General features: G+C 43.7%; 13 protein-coding genes and 1 pseudogene. 13 read left to right on the top strand and 1 reads right to left on the bottom strand.

Going from position 1 to position 17,178, the window contains the following annotated elements; translation table 11 throughout:
• Positions 1–28 precede the first annotated feature (28 nt).
• Positions 29–826, top strand: coding sequence for a polysaccharide deacetylase family protein (locus QFZ81_RS27095; protein ID WP_307605421.1), 798 nt, complete (start codon positions 29–31; stop codon positions 824–826).
• 63 nt (positions 827–889) lie between these two features.
• Here the strand turns inward: QFZ81_RS27095 and QFZ81_RS27090 are convergent, their stop codons facing one another.
• Positions 890–2,878: a beta-galactosidase gene (locus QFZ81_RS27090; protein WP_307605420.1), complete on the bottom strand. Its 1,989-nt coding sequence runs from the start codon at positions 2,876–2,878 to the stop codon at positions 890–892.
• 215 nt (positions 2,879–3,093) lie between these two features.
• Between QFZ81_RS27090 and QFZ81_RS27085 the strand changes: the two genes are divergently transcribed.
• From QFZ81_RS27085 to QFZ81_RS27030, 12 genes and pseudogenes are all read left to right on the top strand, one after another.
• Positions 3,094–4,050, top strand: a complete 957-nt coding sequence (locus QFZ81_RS27085) for an ABC transporter permease (protein ID WP_307605419.1) — start codon at positions 3,094–3,096, stop codon at positions 4,048–4,050.
• Positions 4,051–4,070: 20 nt separating this feature from the next.
• Positions 4,071–4,955, top strand: coding sequence for a carbohydrate ABC transporter permease (locus QFZ81_RS27080; protein WP_307439637.1), 885 nt, complete (start codon positions 4,071–4,073; stop codon positions 4,953–4,955).
• Between the two features lie 102 nt (positions 4,956–5,057).
• Positions 5,058–6,635 carry an extracellular solute-binding protein gene (locus QFZ81_RS27075; protein ID WP_307439639.1) on the top strand — a complete coding sequence of 526 codons (1,578 nt, stop codon included), beginning with the start codon at positions 5,058–5,060 and terminating at the stop codon, positions 6,633–6,635.
• A 200-nt stretch (positions 6,636–6,835) separates the two neighbouring features.
• Entirely contained in the window at positions 6,836–8,602 is a 1,767-nt protein-coding gene (locus tag QFZ81_RS27070; RefSeq protein WP_307605418.1) for a LytS/YhcK type 5TM receptor domain-containing protein, read from the top strand.
• A complete protein-coding gene (locus QFZ81_RS27065; RefSeq protein WP_307439643.1) occupies positions 8,589–9,350 on the top strand; it encodes a LytR/AlgR family response regulator transcription factor in 762 nt (253 codons plus the stop codon). The genes QFZ81_RS27070 and QFZ81_RS27065 overlap by 14 nt, the downstream gene beginning before the upstream one ends.
• A 133-nt stretch (positions 9,351–9,483) precedes the next feature.
• On the top strand, positions 9,484–9,801 hold the full coding sequence (locus QFZ81_RS27060) for a DUF485 domain-containing protein (protein ID WP_307439645.1): 318 nt from the start codon (positions 9,484–9,486) through the stop codon (positions 9,799–9,801).
• Positions 9,798–11,319: pseudogene (locus QFZ81_RS27055) on the top strand (solute symporter family protein). Before QFZ81_RS27060 ends, QFZ81_RS27055 begins: the two are co-directional and overlap by 4 nt.
• A gap of 141 nt (positions 11,320–11,460) precedes the next feature.
• Complete coding sequence (locus QFZ81_RS27050; RefSeq protein ID WP_307605417.1) at positions 11,461–12,987, top strand: solute symporter family protein; 1,527 nt, start codon at positions 11,461–11,463, stop codon at positions 12,985–12,987.
• Positions 12,988–13,213: 226 nt separating this feature from the next.
• The gene (locus tag QFZ81_RS27045; RefSeq protein WP_307605416.1) at positions 13,214–14,443 is read left to right on the top strand and encodes a hypothetical protein; all 1,230 of its coding nucleotides are present in this window, start codon (positions 13,214–13,216) and stop codon (positions 14,441–14,443) included.
• Positions 14,440–15,039 (top strand): acyltransferase, encoded by a 600-nt coding sequence (locus QFZ81_RS27040; protein ID WP_307439650.1) that lies wholly within the window; start codon positions 14,440–14,442, stop codon positions 15,037–15,039. The genes QFZ81_RS27045 and QFZ81_RS27040 overlap by 4 nt, the downstream gene beginning before the upstream one ends.
• 259 nt (positions 15,040–15,298) lie before the next feature.
• Positions 15,299–16,282, top strand: a complete 984-nt coding sequence (locus QFZ81_RS27035) for an ABC transporter permease (RefSeq protein ID WP_307439652.1) — start codon at positions 15,299–15,301, stop codon at positions 16,280–16,282.
• 19 nt (positions 16,283–16,301) lie between these two features.
• Positions 16,302–17,177 carry a carbohydrate ABC transporter permease gene (locus QFZ81_RS27030; RefSeq protein WP_307439654.1) on the top strand — a complete coding sequence of 292 codons (876 nt, stop codon included), beginning with the start codon at positions 16,302–16,304 and terminating at the stop codon, positions 17,175–17,177.
• Position 17,178: the final 1 nt, after the last annotated feature.

Here is a 17,178-nt window from a genome sequence, read left to right as displayed (position 1 = left end):
TCATCTATTTTCTAGGAGGTATGCAGCAATGCCCAAAATCGTAATGACTTTCCCTGAAGGAAAGCATAAAGTTCTAACCATGAGTTATGATGACGGTAAATCGGCAGATACTAGGCTTGTTGGGATTTTTAACAAACATTTGGTAAAAGGCACCTTTCATATTAATTCAGGCTTGATTGGCTTGGAGGGCCGGTTATCTCAAGAGGAAGTCGCAGAACGATATCAAGGACATGAGGTCTCCGCTCATACGGTTACCCATCCAACGCTAGCAAGGTGCCCCAAAGAACAAATAGTGGATGAGATATTTCAAGACAGGATAAATTTAGAGCGAATTGTAGGCTATACAGTAAGAGGAATGTCTTATCCCAACGGTTCTTTTAATCAACAAATCAAAGAGATGCTCCCTATTCTAGGCATAGAATACGCAAGAGTAGTTGAAAGCACCGGTAATTTCTCTATGCCAGATAATTTATATGAGTGGAAACCCACCTGCCACCACAAAGCAAATCTAATGAAACTTGCAGAGGATTTCGTTAATTTGCAAAAGAAACAATATCTTTACATGATGTACGTATGGGGACATAGTTATGAGTTTGATTTAGATGGAAATTGGGGAGTAATGGAGGAATTTTGTAAGTATATCGGCAAGAGGGAAGATATATGGTATGCAACCAATATCGAGATTGTTGATTATTTGAAAGCCTTTCATAACCTGAAATTTTCCGCATCAGGTCATCTAGTATTCAACCCTAATGCGTCTTCCGTCTGGCTTCGTGTCGATAATGACATCCGCGAAGTGAAAGGCGGAAGTCAACTTTTATTCTGATAGAATCAGGGTTTCTCTGACAAACGAATTGAGCTGCTGCAGCAGCTCAATTTTTCAGTTAGATCACATAAATCGGATTATGCGATATTCATATTTCCCAATTTCTAATTTCCCTGGCTTTATTCCGGTTTGCGCCAATAGATCATACCCCTCCTGAGGAATAGTGACGCTGCCACCTTTACCATCCATATTAATGATGACCCATAGGTGATAACCATCACCTTGCCTTGGAGCGACAATAGTGCCTACAGTGACATCTGTTCTAAGCCTTACATGGGCATCAACGGCATAGTGGTCGATGAGTTTCTTTACCATCAGATCCCCCTCTTCACCCATTGGCATCGAACCGAGCATAACGATTTTTCCTTTACCGAGTTGATGCTCCGTAATAAAGGCTTTTCCTGGCGTTAACCCTTCCTCAAGGATCCCTATAGCTATGGCTTCCTTAGGTTCAAATACAGCACTCCACATCCCCAAAGGGGCGCTAACGCCAAATGCTTGTCCGATTGTACCTGTACCTTCCATTGGATACGTAAATAAGGTTTCGATACCTGCAAGATGCTCTAACTCGCCTAAAGCTGCATTTGTATGAATGGTATGGTTCTCTGTTCTGCCACCTGTAAGTGGACCAACCACCCAGATCCCGCCATTTTGGACGAAGGCTTGTGCCCGTTCTATATAATCGGATGATAAGTAATGAATAAATGGCGTAAATAACAGTTTATACCCGTCAAGTTCCGCACCTTCTGGTATGACATCTCGATGAATGCCCATGGATAAAATCCGCTCATAAAAGGCGCTTACCAGACCCCGATGATTTAATTTTCGATGAGGCTCTGTTTGCAAAAATGCTTTCGATCGGTCCGAATAAGTCATCGCTACTTCAGCTTGAGAAGGTCTCGATGAAAGGATGATGGATTCAATTTCCTTTCTCGCTTGTTCAACTTCGAGTACATTCTGGAATCCTACGGTCGGTTTCCCCCATGCACTAATCACCGATCCATGAGGTTGTTCACATCCAGTTCGCTGCTGTCTCCACAGCCAATAGCAAAAAGCCTCTGCTCCTAATGCATATGCCGCCACAGCCTCGGCCTTTAAATATCCATTGGGGTGAGGCATGGCATAGCTTTCAAGTGATGCACTAAACGACGGGCTTGTTTCCATAATCCAAAAAACTTTGCCTTTTTTAAAATTTCTCCACAAATCACAGTTGATTAAATAAGCGGGCGTATTATCGTAATTCGCATAAGTATCGAATGAAGCAAAGTCCAGGTTTTTAAACAATCGCTCATTATCTACATGAAAGGCAACACTGCTGTTATGGGTTATCGGTGCATCGGAATGCTGGCGGATGATATGAGCCTGTTCATCGGAAAACTCCGCAATTTTCTCCATGGAGAATAATTGGTACAGGGTACTTAATGAGGAATTATGCAAAAATGGCGCTGGTCCTGGCTGTGGGACTTGTCCAAACTCCAGGTAATATTCACTCCAGATTTGCGTTCCCCATGCTTCATTTAATCGATCAATGGACCCATAACGATTTTGTAACCATTGGTGCCATAAGCTTTTACATGTCTCACACATACACGCTGCTACATGTGCTTTAAATTCATTATCAATCTGCCAGCCAATAACACCTGACAAACTTCCAACCGCTTTTGCGATATGTCCTGTGATAATGGCTGCTCTTACTCGAAAGAACGCGTTATTCGTACAGACGTGCTGTCTGGAGCCATGACCCATTACTTTACCATTTCCGTCCACAAACATACGCTCTGGATGGCCATGTGATAACCAAATCGGAGGTGTGGGAGTAGGGGTGCACATGACGGTTTCAATACCGTTCTCATATAGCTTATTGATTATGTCTACAAAAAAACGGATATCGATGTTTCCTTGTTCCTGTTCTAACGTTGACCAAGCAAATTCTCCGATCCGAACGACATTTATTCCTGCTTCTTTCATTAAACGGATATCTTGTTCAATAACTTGTTCATCATTCCAAAGCTCAGGATAATAAGCGGTTCCGTGGTATAATTTTTTGTCCATTTGACTCTCTCCATCCTTGTTGTTTTGATATTGACTATAATGAATCTTCCGTTTATAAACAATTGCATTTTTTTATTCGGATTGCACTTTTTTGCGGGGATCACCCTAATCTGTGTTGTTTGAGAAAATGAAGAGTTACAAAAATGTCTAATTGAAGTAAAACGCCGCAGGAGACACAATCAGGATACGAAGCGAAACGAATGAGGAGTGTAACTATGGAGCATACGAACGTAAGCAAAACAGTCCCTATTAAGAACGCGACATCTTATGGCAGATTGATCAGGCGCCTTCAAAGGGACAAATGGATGTACTTGCTTCTTTTGCCTGGAGTGTTGTATTTTCTCATTTTTAAATACGTTCCTATGTGGGGAGTAGTTCTTGCTTTCAAGAACTATCAGCCTTTCTTGGGTTTTATGAAGAGCGAGTGGGTGGGCTTGGAACACTTCCGAAATTTCTTCCAAAATCCTGATTTTGTGAAATTGTTGCGCAATACATTACTCCTTTCCTTATATAATTTGATATTCTTCTTTCCGGCTCCGATTATTCTAGCTCTAATGTTAAATGAACTACGAATTGCACTTTATAAGAAAGCAATTCAAACGTTGATCTACATACCTCACTTCATTTCTATGGTCATAGTAGCAAGTATCTCTTATGTTTTCTTGACAACAGAAGGTGGCGTTGTAAACGGGCTGCTGCAGCAGTATACAGGCCATAAAATCAATTTTTTAGCGGATCCGGAGTGGTTTAGGCCTATCATTATTCTTCAAACGATTTGGAAAGAGTGTGGATTTGGAACGATCATTTTCTTAGCGGCACTGGCTGGGGTTGATGCGGAGCAATATGAAGCTGCGATTGTGGATGGTGCTAACCGCTGGCGCCAGCTTTGGCACATTACGTTGCCTGCTATTAAAAGCACAATCATCATACTGTTGATTCTTAGAATGGGTGATGTGCTGGAAAACGGCTTCGAACAAATTTATTTGATGACAAACGCATTGAACCGTGATGTCGCAGATGTATTCGATACTTATGTGTACTTAATGGGTATTACCCAAGGAGCATTCAGCTACAGTACAGCAGTTGGTTTGTTTAAATCTTTGGTGGGAGTCTTCCTGGTATTTACGAGTAACTATTTGGCCAGAAGATTTGGCCAATCCGGCATTTATTGAGAAGAGGGGGTTTGAATCTATTGGTAAGACATAAAAAAAGCATCTCTGGCTTCCTATTCGACGGTTTTAATTATGCATTCTTAGGGATATTTGCATTATGTACGATATTGCCTTTCATTTACGTTATTGCGGGTTCGTTTGCATCTGATGCAGAACTTACAGAGCGATCATTCTTTTTGATTCCCGAAACATTCTCTCTAGCAGGCTATACATTTATTTTCTCGACGGGTACGTTGTTTACAAGCATTGGTGTAACAATTTACATCACGGTCGTAGGGACCTTAGTTAACCTTCTCTTTACCGTCACAATGGCATACCCGTTAGCCCGCCGGAATCTGTGGGGCAGAAATACGGTGTTGAATCTAGTTGTATTTTCTATGCTTTTCTCCGGCGGCATGATTCCCACCTATCTCGTAGTGAAAGGCTTGGGGTTGCTGGATTCCTTCTGGTCTTTAATGCTTCCTGGTGCAATAAGTGCATTTAACATGATTGTCGTGAAGAACTTCTTCCAAGAGCTCCCTCCGGCTTTGGAGGAATCGGCCAAAATCGATGGTTGCACAGAGATCGGTGTGCTATGGCGAATTGTAATTCCATTATCTAAACCGGTTCTTGCTACGTTTGGGCTTTTCTACGCAGTCGGGCACTGGAATAGCTTTTTTTCTGCACTGCTGTACATCAACGATCCAACCAAATGGCCGCTGCAGGTTATGCTTAGACAAATTGTTTTGCTTTCCCAAGGAACTCTTGGCGATATGTCACAGTTGGATCCCAATTTCGTTCAGCCTCCGGATCAAACGGTCAAAATGGCAGTCATCGTAGTAGGCACACTTCCGATTCTGATGGTATATCCGTTCCTACAGAAGCACTTTGCTAAAGGGGTATTAATCGGATCCATCAAGGGCTAACCCAGTAGCTTTTCGCAATGCCGCAAGGTGATAGAGTAAGGCAGCGCGGATTTATTATAAGCTTGTACAATGAAGTTTAAAAACTAAGGGAGGCAAATTATCATGAAAAAGAATAACAAAGGAATGAAGCGTTGGGCGTCTAGCATTATAATGACTACATTAGCTTTGTCTGTTACGGCATGCTCCTCAGGCAGCGGTGGAAACGAGAAGCCTTCCGCTTCAGCTCCAGGCATTTCTGGAAGTCCGGCGAAAGAAGCTCCAATCGATATCAGTATCATGGCACCTATATTTAAAACAACTTTTCCGAAGGATGATAGCCCTGTAGCGGCAGAGCTTGAGAAATATACAAACGCTAATATTCACTTCGAATGGGCTCCAAACTCTTCCTACGGCGACAAATTTAACATCACGTTGGCATCAGGCAAGCTTCCTTCTATTATGGTTGCTACGGATAAAGGATCGAGCTTTATTAATGCGGCAAGAACAGGTGCTTTCTGGGAACTTGGACCTTATTTAAAAGATTATCCAAACCTTAGTAAAGCGAATCCTATCGTACTTAATAATACGACAATAGACGGCAAAATCTACGGAATATATCGCGGAAGAGCCCTGGGCAGAAACGCCATTGTATATCGTAAAGATTGGCTTGAAAACGTAGGTATGAAGCCGCCGCAATCCATTGATGATTTTTATAACATGCTGAAAGCGTTCACTTTAAACGATCCGGACAAAAACGGGAAAAACGATACCTATGGGATGGTTGTATCCAAATGGGCTGGAAGTTGGGCCGGTCCTCTTGATCAAATTTCCATTTGGTTCGGCGCTCCGAACAAATGGGGCGATGATGCCAGCGGCAAGCTTCAACCTGCATTTTTAACCAAAGAATATTTGGATGCACTCAAATTCATGAAAAAGCTGTATGATGAAAAATTGATAAACCAAGATTTCGCTGTCTTTGACACAGCCAAATACAATGATCCTATTTTCAACAGCCAAGCTGGCGTCATCGTTGATGTTGCGGACTCTGCAGCGCGTAATGAGGAGAAAATCCATCTTGCTATGGAAAAGGCTGGTAAGGACGATAAGAATAAGCAATATATGGATGTTATCGGTTCAGTAAGCGGTCCGAAAGGGCTGCGAGCTTTACCAACCTCCGGTTATGCAGGTATGGTGGCCATCTCTAAATCGAGCGTGAAAACGGAAAAAGAGCTTCGCCAAGTTCTTTCATTCCTTGATAAAATGAACGATGAGAAAGCACAAATCCTTGCGAGTAACGGGATTGAAGGAAAGCACTACAATAAAGTTGAAGGCGGTATCGAGTCTAGCAAAGATGCGGCATTGATGGAGTCCGAAGTGGAAGGCTTGAACCAGATACTGAACTTCCTTCCGGAAGATAAGTCGTTGCGCGTTGTACAGACACCGACACGGAAAAAGCAGGATCAGGTTCAAAAAGATAATGAGAAAATCGTTCTGGCTAACCCGGCTGAACCGTTAATCTCGAATGTATACACACAAAAAGGTCCGCAATTGGACAACATCATTAACGATGCACGTGTTAAATTTATTGTTGGTCAAATCGATGAAGCAGGCTTCAAAGCTGCGCTTGACCTTTGGAAGAAGAGTGGCGGCGACGATTATGTGAAAGAAATCAATGAACTTTACGTTAATATCAAAAAATAAAGGATCTAAATAACAAGGAAGCTAGCTGCTTCGTCAAGTGCACCCCTTATAGTAGACATTGGATAAACACCACTGGTGTTAAAACCGATGAGTGCTATAGGGGGTGCTCTTTTTAATGATGAAAACCTTCAATTAAAGTAGTGTTATGAATGGATAACACAGATGAATGCTATGATATAATGGAACACAGGAGGGGTGATATGGAAGCGCTTGCACTTCTGCTTTTTGAGCGTATGGGTATTCTGTTGATCGTAACATTTATCCTGACGCGAATTCCTATCGTTCGTCAGCTTCTGGACAGAAAAATGTCCGTTATGAATACGGTTTATTTCATCTGTTTATTTGGCCTGTTTGGCATTCTTGGCACCTATGCAGGTGTGGTGATCGAGGGGGGAGTTATCTCGTCTTCCTTTTGGATCTTTCCTCTGCAAGCCGATCAAGCATTAGCACATTCCGCTCTAGTTGGCGTTGTCATCGGAGGTTTAATGGGAGGTCCTATTGTGGGGATCGGTGCAGGTTTAATTACTGGAAGCCACTTATATGTGATGAGTGGATTTACAGGTTTGGCGGGCGGAATCGCCGCTCCTCTGACCGGATTATTAGCAGGCGGAGTGGCGAGATTCTTCTTGCAGGAACGGGTCATTTCTCCGGCTAAAGCCATTTTTATTGGCATGTTCGCGCCCATCGTGCAGATGGGAATCATCCTTATTGTATCAGCGCCATCCGAGAAAGCAATTGAACTTGTGGACTTGATCGGAATTCCGATGGTGCTTACGAATAGCATCTCCATCGCGATATTCACAACTATGCTGCGTGTTGTATTTCGGGAAGAGGAACGCGCTGTTGCTTATGAAACTCAGCGCGCCCTGCATATTGCAGAAGCTGCGCTGCCTCATCTGAAGCAGGGACTAACTTATCAATCCGCAGATGCGATTGCTAGGTTACTGCTAAGGGAGCTTAAGACGGCTGCGGTTGCTGTTACCGATACGGAGAACATTCTTGCTCACGCTGGGCTCGGTGATAGGATTCTCATACCCGGTGAGCCGATTCGCTCTGAGCTTTCGCGGCAAGCCATTGGCACAGGTAAGCTGCGAATCGCTCTTAACCACGAGGATATCCAACCGAATCATAGATTGCTTAGAGCTGCGATCATAGTTCCGATCAAGCAGGCTGGACAAGTTGCTGGTTTGATCAAGCTATATTTTAAAAAACCACAGGAAATTCGTTCGGTTGAGATCGTACTTGCAGAAGGATTAGGCAAACTATTGTCTTATCAACTTAGTGTGGCTATGCATGAGAGTATGGAGGCATTAATGAAGGAATCCGAACTAAGGATCCTGCAGTCGCAAATCAATCCTCATTTCTTATTCAATACTTTGAACTCAATAGTCTCCCTGATTCGAATTGAGCCTGATATGGCAAGGCATATTACCATGCAGCTTAGTACTTATATGAGGCTTAACATCAAGCTTATTGCGTCTCATACCATTTCGATCCAACAGGAAATCATGCACCTTAACTCGTATTTGGAAATTATCCAGATTCGATTTAAGGATCAGATCACGATGGAAGTTCAGTTGGACTCTGATTTGCTGATAGCTATGATTCCTCCCGTTACGCTGCAGCCCTTGGTTGAGAACTGTATCAAACATGGATTGAAAGATAGGAATCACGGAGGGCGAATCCGAATAGAGGTGTTGAACCATGAGGATACTTTACAAATCTCAATCGAAGATAACGGAAGCGGCATACCTCCTGAATTGATAGAGCAACTAGGCAAAGGTCCGGCAAATAGCAGCGAGGGGAACGGGATTGGTGTTTACAATGTCAATCAACGGCTGATCGGCTTGTTTGGCGAGGAATCTCGACTTTTTATCGAAAATAATGTAAATGGCGGATGTAGATTTTCATTTAACATTCCAGGGACAAGTACCGAGAGGAGGGGATACGTAGGTGAGAACCATTAAGGTCATGATTGCTGAAGATGAGTGGTTAGCCCGTAAAGAGCTGATCTACCTGTTGGGGATGGAAGAGGATATAGAGCTGATGCCGCATGCCTCCAACGGTAAGGAGTTATTAGAGCTTGTAAATGAATGGGAGCCAGACGCTATATTTTTGGACATTCAAATGCCGGAATTAGATGGCATGCAAGCCGCCCGTATGCTGAAAACTGCTGCACAAGTGCCCCTAATTGTATTTACAACGGCCCACGATGATCATGCGGTTGAGGCGTTCGGGTTGAATGCTGTTGATTATTTACTTAAACCTTATAGTCATGAGCGTCTAAAGGAATCACTGGCACGGATTCGCAGCAAGCTTTCCAATAGCCCACTGACGACATCGCTGCCTAGCAAAATGCAATTTTCCTCCAAAGCAAGGAACTGGAATAAACTATTGATCATAGATGGGGAGAAGCATGTCCTGCTTGATCCTGAGACCATCCTTTATGCCGAGAGGGAAGAGAAAAGCATCCATATCTATACGTATTCCAATCAGATTTATATGTCCAAAATGAGCCTGCAGGAATTGGAAAATAAGCTCAGGGAATTACCTTTTTTTCGTCCTCATCGCAGTTATTTGGTTAATTTAAATGGTATCGATGAATTAGTACCGTGGTTCAATGGCGCTTTTAATTTGATTTTAAAAAATGAAAAAAGAACGCAAATACCCGTTTCGCGGGAGATGGCCAAAGAGCTATTTAGGCTGCTCAAATGAAAATGAAACCGTTTAAAGCTCCTTTTTAGGCAATTCAGACAGGAAATATGACGATTCGCGACAGTCTTAATACAAAGGGCAAAAATTCGCATATAATCAATTTGAAGACGCTTACATTAGGGGGGCTAAGCAAATGTCAAACGGCAAGCCTATTCAATATGGGGAAGTGGCACAGTCAGAAAAATTCAAGAAATTAATCGGCAGCAAAAAACGATTCATCATTCCGATGACAGTCTTTTTCCTCCTTTTTTACTTTACTCTACCCATCTTAACCTCTTACACCAAAGTATTGAATAATCCGGCAATCGGCCCTATTTCGTGGGCATGGGTGTACGCATTTGCCCAGTTTCTGATGACTTGGGCACTCTGTATCATTTACTCCAGGAAATCTAAGGAATTCGACCGACAAATTGAAGAAATAAAATCGGAAATGGGGGGTAATCCGTCATGAGTCCAACTGCCGTCATTCTATTTCTTTGCATTATTTTATTAACGATGATTATTACGTATTATGCAGCTAAGAAAACCGATAGCTCGAATGAGTTCTATACGGGTGGCGGAGGATTAACAGGGTGGCAGAACGGGCTTGCCATTGCCGGAGATTATATGTCGGCAGCATCTTTCTTGGGAATCGCAGGGACGATTGCCTTGACTGGATTTGATGGATTCTTCTACAGTCTAGGTTTTCTAGTTGCTTATCTTGTCGTCCTTTATTTTAGTGGCGGAACCGCTTCGGAATTTAGGGAAATATACGATGGCGGATATGATCGCGGCCCGATTTGCTAATCAGAATGTTCGTGGGGTTGCCGCATTAAACACGATCACCATTTCCATCTTCTATATGATCGCGCAGCTTGTTGGTGCGGGTGCCTTGATCAAACTATTATTCGGCTTTAATTACTATACCTCTGTATTAATTGTGGGCATCCTGATGACCATCTATGTGGTATTTGGCGGAATGCGGGCCACGAGTTGGGTGCAAATTACGAAAGCTGTTCTTCTGATGGGTGGGACGCTGATCCTGTCACTTATCGTTCTAGCTAAGTTTAATTTCAGTATTTCCGAAATGTTTACCCAATTGAAAACTGCGACACCCTTGAAAGAGGCATTTCTAAATCCTGGTAACAAATATAAGATTCCGATTGAAACGCTCTCCCTCAACCTTGCACTGGTGCTCGGAACTGCCGGATTACCGCATATTCTTACTCGCTTTTATACCGTAAAAAATGCGGCTACGGCAAGAAGTTCGGTCGTCTCTGCAACATGGGTTATCGGTATTTTCTATGTCATGACCTTATTCCTTGGCTTTGGAGCTGCGGCATTTGTTGGCGCAAAAGATATTACAGCGATAGATAAAGGCGGAAACATGGCTGCGCCGCTATTGGCCAAAGCACTAGGCGGGGACTTCTTGTTTGCTTTTATTTCCGCAGTTGCTTTTGCCACGATATTAGCGGTAGTTACCGGATTGGTGCTTTCTGCTGCATCGGCCTTCTCCCATGATTTTTACGGTCAAATCGTTCGTAAAGGCAAAGCGACGGATAAGGAAGAATTGAAAATAGCCCGTTTCGCTTCGATTGGTGTAGCCATGCTCTCAATTATCTTGGCACTGTTTGCTCAAAAGCTCAATGTAGCATTCTTGGTATCCATTGCCTTCGCTGTTGCGGCGAGCGCTAATTTACCAGTCATTCTCTTCACCGTCTACTGGAAAAGGTTTAACACGACGGGCGCGATTGTCGGTATGTTAAGTGGACTATTAAGCTGTATCCTTCTTGTTGCTGTGGGCCCAAATATTTGGGGAGAGGCAGGGAAGGCGATTCTGGTTGGTAATCCGCTTATTAATTTGGCCAATCCTGGCATTATCTCCATTCCGCTTGGATTCCTTGGAGCCTATATCGGAACGATGCTTTCCACGCAAAGAGATGATGTCAAATATACGGAAATTAATGTAAAAGCAAACACGGGTATGTAAGCAGCCCCTTCTCTTGAACGCCAAGAAACATGCAGTCAGCCTTTCCTAAGGCTTGCTGCATGTTTTTACTTTTTTGTGGGCCTAAATATGCTATTCTTTTAGTAGTAAATAAAGAGCAGCCTAGGAAGGAATCGGGTCATTATGAATTTTTCCGCGTTTGTCTTTTTCGTGGCCGTAGTGATTGGAACGCTGGTTATTACGTACCATTCTGCTAAACGTACAATGAATACGAATGACTTTTACGTAGCTGGAAATCGACTTACTGGCTTGCAAAACGGGCTGGCCATTTCCGGTGATTATATGAGTGCCGCTTCTTTTCTTGGTATTACGGGGACCATTGCGATATATGGCTTTGATGGTTTTTTCTATTCAATAGGTTTTCTAGCATCCTACGTGATTGTACTCTATATAATCGCAGAACCGCTGCATAATCTGGGACGTTTTACGATGGCAGATGCAATCGCAGTGAGGTTTCAAGAGAAGAATCTTAGAGGTTGGATGGCGATTAACAATATTTTGATCACGATCTTTTATATGATTGCTCAGTTGGTTGGCGCAGGGGGTATCATTCATTTACTGCTAGGTGTGGAATATTCCTCTGCAATCCTTGCAGTCGGCAGCTTGATGACAATCTATGTGGCTTTTGGCGGTATGCTTGCCACTTCTTGGGTACAAATCATTAAGGCTATTTTACTCGTGTGCAGTACTTTTATGATCAGCCTGATGGTACTTTCCAGATTTAATTGGAATCTATTTGATCTGTATGCGTATGTTTCGCAAGCAACTCCGTTAAAGGAGAAATTTGTGCAGCCTGGGAATTTATTTTCGGGACCCTTGGATACGCTTTCCTTTAATCTGGCTTTGGTATTGGGGACAGCAGGGCTGCCGCACATCATCTCCAGATTCTATACAGTCAAGGAGGCGCAGACCGTCAGGTCTTCCGTCATTCATGCAACTTGGCTAATCGGTGCATTTTATGTAATGACCATCTTTCTTGGTTTTGGTGCTGCTGCCTTCGTTGATCGAACTTTATTATTGGGTGAGGATAATATGGCGGCACCTTTACTCGCAAAGGCGCTTGGCGGCGAATTTTGGATGGCGTTCATTTCAGCGGTTGCTTTTGCCACCATTCTGGCTGTTGTTTCTGGGTTGGTGCTAGCCGCAACGTCCGCTTTTTCGCATGATATTTACAGTAGTATACTGAAAAAGGGAAAAGCCACGGAGGCCCAGCAGATGCTGGTTGCCAAATGTTCGGCGGTAGTGGTCGGCGTATTGTCTATCGTACTTGCTTTAGGTGCGCAGCGGTTAAACGTAGCATTCCTTGTCTCGCTGGCTTTTGCGGTAGCCGCTTCCGCGAACTTGCCTCTGCTGCTGCTAACGTTGTACTGGCGCCGGTTCAATTCAACCGGTGCCATAATCGGGCTGTTAACGGGACTTATCGCTTCGATCTTGTTCGTGATTCTGAGTCCCAATGTAATGGATCCATCGTCTGGCTGGATTCGCCGTGAAGCACTGTTCCCTTTGAATAATCCAGGAATTGTTTCTATACCGCTTGGATTCCTTGGAGGGATTCTGGGTACCTTACTGACTTCGATTAAGAATGATCCAGATCATTACGATAAGATGATGGTTCAATCCCAATTGGCACGGGTGGAATTGAGAGAATAGGTGTGGGAATGTGATTAGGACATAAAAAACTGCTTGAGTTGATCTCAGGCAGTTTTTTTATGTTTATTTTTTTACATGGACAATAATATCTTACACCATAACTATTTAATCATTTTGTGCAAATGATGGTCATTACATGAATGGTAAGGAAGCCGGTCCTGGGAATATAATCATAGAACGAAAGGATAAAATCATTATTTATATCAAATAGAGGAGAGGTGTTCACTTGAACCAATTTGGAATTATAGATCATCCTTCAATTCGCCCTATTCAGATACAAGATCGTTGGTGCGTGCACAGTTATTATACTTTATCCCCCTATGCACCGGACGGGTCAGGTCGTATTCTGTTAGCGGGCGGTGATTTAGAGAAGCACACCGGAGAGGTGTTCATTGTTTCTCCGAAAGGAGAAGTGCTGGATCGTTTTGGACAAACTGCACTCCACTCCGGGTTCTTTCATACGGGTCTATGGCAATCTTGGAGCCCGGATGGAAAATATGTATATTACCAAAGCGGAACCTTCAATCGACCGCGAATTATTAGACGCGAATTAAGTACAGGAACAGATCTGACAATGGAAGGCGACATGGAGGGAGCGCCACCATTCGGCGAGCCGATTATTTCCGGTTTAATGGGGATGCTCTATGCGGCTGGCTACGGATATGACCGATTTCAACCCAAGCTGTCACCTGTCCCTTTCCAGATGAGGGGAGATCATGGATTGTTCCGATACTCGTTTGATCCGAACAAGAAGGAGCTAGCTCTAAGTACATCGGAAATATTGGAACGGCATCCACATCGCGATCATCTGCTTCAAAGCGATCAAGAGGTCAAGCAGCGGCTGGGAAGCGCCGAAGGCTTAACGTTGATGAGCTATTGCGTCCGGTGGAATGCAAACGGTAGTCGGCTGCTATTCTACTTTGGAAACCATTGCGTGGACAAAAGCAGAGGAGAGCCTAGATTGGCATACGTATTTACGGCAGACAAAGATCTGAAGGAACTGCATCTGGCCGTTGATCTAAGCTATGGGAAGCAAGGCGTTCACTGGTTTTGGCATCCAGACGGAGAGCACTTGATCGGATATGGGCCGGATCCGGAAGACTTGTCTCTTTTATGTCTGGCGCAAGTTCGTTACGACGGTAGCTGTTACCAAAGAATCAGCAAGCATTGCAGCGGGGGACATCCAAGTATTTCGCCGTCGGATCATAATCTGCTCGTAACGGATACAGGAACAATACCTGGAGAGGTTCTATTCATTGATGTACGAACGGATCAGGTCATTCAAAGCTTATTCCTGCCTCGTGTATTCGGTGAGAAGGAACCAAGCGGCAGAAATCCTTATCGTGTATGCCATCATCCCGTGTTCTCCCCGGACGGCAAAAAGGTACTTGTGAATACACTTCCTAATCAGTACGCTGTTGTATGCGAGATTGATGTCGCGGAGGCATTGAAATGAGCCTTTGGACGATTTTGGATGGAGCATACAGCATGCCGGGTAAACAAACATGGGGCCGGAGATTGGCTTGCAGATTCGGGTACTGGTTGGCATCGCGTCACCCGAGGTCAAATATACACCCGACTTGCCTAATTAGCCCCGAAGCGAGAATTTGTCCGCGGGACGGAGCGATTGAGATCGGTGAACATTCTACGGTCGCTCTTGGAGTATTGCTACAGGGGAATGTAACCGTTGGGAAATACTGTTCGATACAGGCTTATTCCAATATCGTAGGATATGGATTTTCTCAAGATACAAGCGGGCGAATCATGATTGGAAATTATGTGCGCATTGCTTCACATGCCATCATCATCGCAGGCAACCACCGATTCGATGACGTGGATAATCCGATTTACAAGCAAGGGGTTGAATTTGCGCCGATTACGATTGAGGACGATGTTTGGATCGCCGGAAGGGTAAACATTACCGCTGGAGTTACGATCGGCAAAGGCTCAGTCATTGGAGGAGGTTCTGTTGTGACGCGGGATATACCTCCTTACAGTGTTGCCGTTGGTGTACCCGCCAAGGTTATTAAACGAAGAATAGCTAATGATTAAATCAAAGTGCAGTCTCACTAATCAGGGGGGGCTGCATTTCACTTTTATGCCATGTACTTATTTCGCAAAAATGTGCAGCAAAAGAGTTGAACATTTTTGCCAGAAGAGAGAAGAGGCGTTTGGAAATGGCTATGTATCAAGGTTTCAATAAGATATGGAGGCAAAAGAGTCGCGTAGACGAACAGCTTTGACGTGGGGTAAATTGAAGCTATCAACTTCGAGACAGAAGGACCGACCAAGGATAGGAGGAGCATTAACCATGAGTAAGGCATCAATTTCACCAGATTCAATTCTTCATGGCAAAAGAGGAAAGTCACCAACGAAGTCGCGAATGAAATGGAAGCAAACCATGAACATTTTATTTCGTGACCGTTTTTTATATCTACTCGCATTGCCAGGCATCTTATTTTTTATCATTTTTAAATATGTTCCCATGTGGGGCTTGGTCATTGCTTTTCAAAATTATTCGCCTTATGCGGGTATTCTGAAGAGCGATTGGGTGGGACTTGAACATTTTGCGCGGTTTTTTGGCAATGAGGATTTCTATCTGTTGCTGCGGAACACATTAGCTATCAGTACTTTAAATATATTGCTGTTTTTTCCGGCACCGATCCTCTTTTCCATTATGTTAAATGAAGTTAGGCAGATGGTTTTCAAAAGAGTGGTCCAAACGGTTATCTACTTCCCTTACTTCCTGTCATGGGTCATTATTGCCGGACTCAGCTTTATCATGCTCGGACAGTCGGAAGGCGTGGTTAACGCAATCCTTGTGTTCCTCGGTTTTGACAAAATAGCGTTCTTGACTTCTCCTGGATTGTTCTGGATTATGTTAACCCTGCAAACAATTTGGAAAGATGCCGGCTTCGGAACGGTCATATTTCTGGCAGCAATCGCCGGCATTGATCCAACCCTATATGAGGCCGCCAAAATGGATGGGGCTAGCAGATTGAAACAAATCAGGCATGTTACTTTACCAGGAATACGTAATGTCATTATTGTTCTTTTGATATTACGACTGGGGGACGTTATGGATGTTGGATTTGAACAAGTATTCCTAATGGGCAGCGCGGCCGTATCGAACGTTTCGGATGTGTTCGACACGTATGTGTACAGAAATGGCATATTAAATGGGGAATTCAGCTATACGGCATCTGTTGGTTTGTTCAAGTCGTTTGTTGGGTTAATTATGGTGGTAGCAGCCAACAAGCTTGCTAAGATGTTTGGCCAAGATGGTCTATATTAACAAGAGGGGGGAGGAAGCTATGCATAAACAAACCTTTTCGGAGAAAATGTTTGAAAGAACGAATACGTTGCTGTTGGTCTTAATTGGAATTGTTTCGATCTTTCCCCTTTATTATGTATTCTGTGTTTCATTCACAGACCCTGCTGTATATTTGAAGGGTGGACTTATCCTATATCCGCAAGGTTTTACCTTAGAGAATTACCGATACCTGCTATCTACGCCGCTGTTTCCGCGTTCCATGGGCATAAGCGTTTATCTTGCCGTAATAGGCACGGCAATGAGTTTGATGGTTACTTCCGCGCTAGCCTATGCATTATCCAGAAAGCGCATGCTAGGCAGAAAGTCGATACTGCTGCTGATCTTGTTCACAACTTTATTTCAGCCCGGTTTGATTCCGAATTATTTGTTAATCAAGGACTTGGGCTTGATTAATTCCTTGTGGGCGCTCATTCTTCCCGCGTTAAGCAGCGGTTGGAATGTGTTTCTGATCAAAAGCTTCTTTGATAGCATTCCCTCAAGCTTGGAAGAAGCAGCTGTTATTGACGGATGTAACGATGTTCATGTGTGGTGGCGGATTATTTTACCGCTATCTCTTCCGGCGTTGGCTACATTCGGATTGTTTTTTGCGATAGGTTATTGGAATGTATTTTTTAATGCGGTTCTTTATATCAATGATTTCCAAAAATGGCCGCTGCAGCTGGTGTTAAGGCAGATGCTGATCGATTCCAGTACTTCGGCCGGTGGGGGGAACATTCTCGAGGAAGGGCAAATCATAAACCCGCAATCGATCAAGATGGCGGCCGTCCTTATTGCTACGATCCCCATTCTAATGGTATACCCATTCCTTCAAAAGCATTTTACCAAAGGAGTTTTGGTAGGCTCTATCAAGGAATGAG

It is taken from the genome of Paenibacillus sp. V4I9, from assembly GCF_030817295.1.
Classification (GTDB): Bacteria; Bacillota; Bacilli; order Paenibacillales; family NBRC-103111; genus Paenibacillus_E.
Note: the sequence above shows the minus strand (reverse complement) of the source record. Positions and strands in the feature narration are given on the sequence as shown.